Below are 4,961 nucleotides of genomic sequence, written 5' to 3' on the forward strand. Positions count from 1 at the left end.
GCGGCTCACGGACGTATCGCCTCTCCTCGCCCTGTCCGGACTGCACGCCGGGGCATGCCGGTAGGTGGTGAAAGAGAAGAGGGGATGCCCGAAAACTGGGTTTCGAGCCGATCAAGAGTACCAGACGAGGGGTGTGAGCCTTCTGAGGGTCGGCGCCTCCTGCACGGGCGTGGAATCGGCCCGCTTCTCCACCGATGGCGCGCCGGCCGGCTCGGTCGTCGAGGTGGAGGGCGACCACCACCGCACGAGCCGCGCCCACGGAGCTGAGGCCGCATAAACTGCCACTCCAACCAGCCCACCGACGCGGGGCGGTCAGTCGCCGAGGATCTTGCGGATCTTCTCCACGCGCGCGCCGATGTCGCGCTCGACACCCCGGGCGGTGGGCTCGTAGTAGCGGCGGCCGCGCAGCTCGTCGGGCAAGTACTGCTGCGTAGCCACGCCCACGTCGAGGTCGTGCGGGTACACGTAGCCCTTGCCGTGGCCCAGACGCTTGGCCCCCGGGTAGTGGGCGTCGCGCAGGTGCACGGGCACGCGCCCGAAGCCGCCGGCGCGCACATCGGCGATCGCGGCGTTGATGGCGTTGTACGCGGCGTTGGATTTGGCCGTCGTGGCGAGGTACGCCGTCGCTTCGGCCAGCGGGATGCGGCCCTCCGGCATGCCGATGAAGGCGACCGCGTCGGCCGCGGCGACCGCGATCGTCAGGGCCTGCGGGTCGGCCAGCCCGATGTCCTCGGATGCCGAGATCACCAGGCGCCGGGCGATGAAGCGCGGGTCCTCCCCCGCTTCGATCATGCGGGCCAGGTAGTGCATGGCGGCATCCACGTCGGAGCCGCGGATCGACTTGATGAACGCGCTGATCACGTCGTAGTGCTCGTCGCCCTGCCGGTCGTAGCGCAGCAGCGCCCGGTCGACGGCCTGCGCGACGAGGTCGGCGGTGATCACCGGCGTCTCGGCCTCGGGGTCGGCCATGGATGCCGCAGCCTCGAGTGCGGTGAGAGCGCGGCGGGCGTCGCCCGAGGCGAGGCGGATGATCGCGGCCCGGGCATCGTCATCGAGGGCCACGGCTCCCGCGAGCCCCCGGGGGTCGCTGACCGCGCGATCGACCAGCATGCCGAGGTCCTCGTCGGTGAGCGGCTGCAGCGTCAGCAGCAGCGAACGCGACAGCAGGGGCGAGATGACCGAGAACGACGGGTTCTCGGTGGTGGCGGCGATGAGCACGACCCAGCCGTTCTCCACGCCCGGCAGCAGCGCGTCCTGCTGCGCCTTGGTGAATCGGTGGATCTCGTCGAGGAAGAGGATCGTGGACTGCCCGTACATGTCGCGTTGGGTCAGCGCCTCTTGCATCACCTCGCGCACGTCTTTGACGCCGGCCGTCACCGCCGACAACTCCACGAAGCGACGGCCCGACGAGCGCGCGACAGCCTGCGCGAGCGTCGTCTTGCCGGTGCCGGGCGGTCCCCACAGGATCACCGAGGTGGCGGCGGCTCCACGTGTCTCGGTCGAGGCGAGCGCGACCAGCGGCGAACCGGGACGCAGCAGATGGCGCTGCCCGGCGACCTCGTCGAGCGAGACCGGCCGCATGCGCACGGGCAGGGGCGTCTGGCCCTGAAAGAGCGCCGCGGGGGTTGTCACCCTTCCAGGCTAGCCGCGGCCACCGACGCCGGCGCGGCGGCGGCGTTTTGCGACCCGCTTTCGCGGCCGCGTAGGCTCGGCATCAACCCGGGCACCCGGGATCGAGGGAGGTTCCGTGGCACCTGGGGCGAAGGGCCGTGACGATCGCGTCGCACGAGAGCGTGCGCGGGTCTACCAGGCGCGCCTGGATTACCAGCGCGGGCTGAAGCAGCGTCGTCGCCGCGACAACCTCATCGCGGGGATCGCCGGAAGCGCGCTGCTGCTGGCCATCATCGGCGGACAGGTGCTCTACTACACGACTGGACCCGGCGTGCCGGAGCCCACCCCCACCCCCACGCAGACCACGCCGGCACCCGATCTTCCGCTTCCCGAGCCGGATGCCACGACGGACCCGACCCCCACACCGACCACCACCCCCTGACCCGGGCCCCCTGCCGTACTAGGCTGTGAGCCGACCACCAGCGAAGGCGGCGCAAGCCGCGACGAGGAATATTCCGTGAACGCCGCAGCAGAGCCCACTCCCGACATGCCCGAGACCGATACGCCCGCTACGGGCGACGAGGTGGACGCCGTGACCCAGCCCAACGACGCACCCGACACCGGCGCGGCAGAGACGACGACGGATGCCGGTGACTCCCTCGAGGAACCCACCGCACCGGTCGAGTCGACCGAGTCCACCGAGCCGGCTGACCAGCCCGCTGAGACTCCTGAGCCCGCCGAGTCGACCGAGTCCACCGAGCCGGCTGACCAGCCCGCTGAGACTCCTGAGCCCGCCGAGTCGACCGAGCAGCCCGCCGAGACTCCCGAGCCCGCCGAGTCGACCGAGCAGCCCGCTGAGACTCCCGCGGCCGCCGAGTCGACCGAGCAGCCCGCTGAGACTCCCGCGCAGCCCGCTGTCTCGACCGAGTCCGCTGAGCCCGCCGCACCCGTGGCCGCCCCTGCCCCCGCGCCCGCACCCGGCCCGCGCCCGCCGATGCCGCGCGCCCCGCAGGCCGCCGTGAAGCCCGTGCTCCCGCCGGCCGCGCCGTCGGCGTCGTGGGGTCGCGTCGACGACGACGGCACCGTCTTCGTCCGCGAAGGCGACGACTGGCGCGCCGTCGGCCAGTACCCGGACGGCACGCCGGCCGAGGCGCTCGCCTACTTCGAGCGCAAGTACACCGATCTCGTCAGCGAGGTGACTCTCCTCGAGGTGCGCCACCGCCGCGGCGGTGCCAGCGCAGCTGACCTGCGCTCGGCCGTCGCCCTCGTTCGCGACAAGGTCAACGGCGCCATGGCCGTCGGCGATCTCGCTTCGCTCAGCGCCCGAGTGGAGGCGCTGGACGCCGAGCTCGCGACGGCGTCGGAGTCCGAGGTCGCCGCCGCCCGCGAAGCCGTCGAGCAGGCGATCGCCCACCGTACCTCGCTCGTCGAGCAGGCCGAGGCGCTCGCGGCGCGCGACCCCAAGTCGGTGCAGTGGAAGCAGGCCACGAGCGACATGACGTCGCTCTTCGATCAGTGGCAGGCCCACCAGCAGAACGGTCCCCGTCTGCCGAAGTCGACGGCGCAGCAGCTGTGGAAGCGGTTCCGCGATGCACGCGGCACGGTCGACAAGCATCGCCGCGAGTTCTACGCCGAGCTGGACGAGACCCACAAGGCCGCCCGCGACCGTAAGACGCGCCTCGTCGAGCGTGCCGAGGCACTCGCGCCGCGCGGTGAGGACGGCATCGCCGCGTACCGCGATCTGCTCGACGAGTGGAAGAGCTCCGGTCGGGCCGGCAAGAAGGTCGACGACGCGCTCTGGGCCCGCTTCAAGGCCGCCGGCGACGCGCTCTACGGTGCCCGCGCCGAGCGTGAGAATGCCGACGCCGAGGCCTCCAAGGAGAAGATCGAGGCCCGCCGCGCCCTGCTGGTCGAGGCCGCCGCCGTCCCCGACGAGAAGGACATCGCCAAGGCGCGCCAGCTGCTCACCGGCATCCAGCGCCGCTGGGACGAGCTCGGTCGCATCTTCCCCCGCGACGTCGAGCGTTCGCTGGACGACGACCTGCGCAAGATCGAGCAGGCCCTCTCCACGCGCGAGCAGACCGACTGGAAGCGCAACAACCCCGAGACCAAGGCGCGCGCGAACGACATGACGCGCCAGCTCAACGACGCGATCGAGAAGCTCGAGTCCGAGCTCGAGGCGGCGCGCGCCGCGGGCGACAGCCGCGCTGAGGCCGCCGCGAACGAGGCCCTGGCTGCCCGCAAGGCATGGCTTTCCGCCCTGGGCGGCTGACCCGCTCTGCACTGCACATCGAAGGCCCCGACTGTCCACAGCCGGGGCTTTCGTGCTCACACGGCGCGCAGGGATGGGCGACCATGAGCGCATGCCGTCACCCTTCCTCTACTTCGCCGGCGGTCGCCTGTCGGGCGCCGAGCTCGCGGCTGCGCGTCTGGACGGTGACCTGGTGGAGGTCGGCGAGGGATACATGCCCGCGGATGCCGTCGAGACGAGGGAGCTGCGGGCTGCCTCTCTCGCGCCCTTGGTGGGGCAGACGCTCGCTGCGACACACCTGAGTGCCGCGTGGGTACACGGCGTCCTCGACACGCCTCCCGCCCGGCACGCCGTGCAGCGCGTCGTGGCCCGCCGCCTGAGCCCGTCGCTCGACGCCCGGGTGCGCTACAGCGATGTCCGGCTGGATGCCGCCGACGCCGACGTGATCGGCGGCGTCGCCGTCACCTCCCCCAGGCGCACCCTCGCCGACCTCGCCCGGTCACGCGACGCCGCCCACCGCGACGTCGCCGTGCGCATGATGACGATCGCTCCGCACCTGAGGGACGAGGCGCTGGCGTGGCTGGCGGCGGCGGGACCGGTTCCCGACAAACGGGCGGCAGCGGCGTTCCTGCGGGCGTACGCCGTGCCGAGCGCCCGGCCACCGCCGGGCACAGCCGGTCAGGACGAGGTGACCCGGTACACGTCGTAGACCGCGTCGATGCGCCGTACCGCGTTGAGCACGCGGTCCAGGTGCACGGTGTCGCCCATCTCGAACACGAAGCGGCTGATCGCAAGCCGGTCGTTCGTCGTCGACACGCTCGCGGACAGGATGTTCACGTGGTTCTCGCTCAGCACGCGGGTGACGTCGCTGAGCAGGCCGGAGCGGTCGAGCGCCTCGACCTGGATGTGCACCAGGAAGATGCTCTTGCTCGTCGGAGCCCACTCCACCTCGATGATGCGCTCAGGGTCGGTCATGAGGGACTGCACGTTGGTGCAGTCCGCCCGGTGAACCGAGACGCCGCTGCCGCGGGTGACGAAGCCCACGATCTGGTCGCCGGGGACCGGCGTGCAGCACTTGGCGAGCTTGACGAGGATGTCG

General features: G+C 71.8%; 6 protein-coding genes. 4 read left to right on the plus strand and 2 right to left on the minus strand.

Features of this window, described 5'->3' with window-relative positions; genetic code table 11:
• The first annotated feature begins 133 nt into the window (after positions 1 to 133).
• A complete protein-coding gene (locus NQ160_RS18425; protein WP_257516578.1) occupies positions 134 to 277 on the plus strand; it encodes a hypothetical protein in 144 nt (47 codons plus the stop codon).
• Between the two features lie 35 nt (positions 278 to 312).
• On the opposite strand, the gene NQ160_RS18430 is transcribed toward NQ160_RS18425, so the two are convergent.
• On the minus strand, positions 313 to 1,632 hold the full coding sequence (locus NQ160_RS18430) for a replication-associated recombination protein A (protein WP_257516579.1): 1,320 nt from the start codon (positions 1,630 to 1,632) through the stop codon (positions 313 to 315).
• 115 nt (positions 1,633 to 1,747) lie between these two features.
• On the opposite strand from NQ160_RS18430, the gene NQ160_RS18435 reads away from it, so the two are divergent.
• The 3 genes from NQ160_RS18435 (at position 1,748) to NQ160_RS18445 (ending at position 4,571) form a co-directional block, all read left to right on the plus strand.
• Entirely contained in the window at positions 1,748 to 2,053 is a 306-nt protein-coding gene (locus NQ160_RS18435; RefSeq protein WP_257516260.1) for a dioxygenase, read from the plus strand.
• A 75-nt stretch (positions 2,054 to 2,128) separates the two neighbouring features.
• Complete coding sequence (locus tag NQ160_RS18440) at positions 2,129 to 3,883, plus strand: DUF349 domain-containing protein (protein WP_308211496.1); 1,755 nt, start codon at positions 2,129 to 2,131, stop codon at positions 3,881 to 3,883.
• Positions 3,884 to 3,974: 91 nt separating this feature from the next.
• A complete protein-coding gene (locus tag NQ160_RS18445; protein WP_257516580.1) occupies positions 3,975 to 4,571 on the plus strand; it encodes a type IV toxin-antitoxin system AbiEi family antitoxin in 597 nt (198 codons plus the stop codon).
• On the opposite strand, the gene NQ160_RS18450 is transcribed toward NQ160_RS18445, so the two are convergent.
• Positions 4,541 to 4,961: ACT domain-containing protein (locus NQ160_RS18450; RefSeq protein WP_257516581.1), on the minus strand; the 421-nt coding region annotated here is incomplete at its 5' end. The two genes, NQ160_RS18445 and NQ160_RS18450, sit on opposite strands and share 31 nt — an antisense overlap.

The organism is Microbacterium sp. zg.Y909 (genome assembly GCF_024626565.1).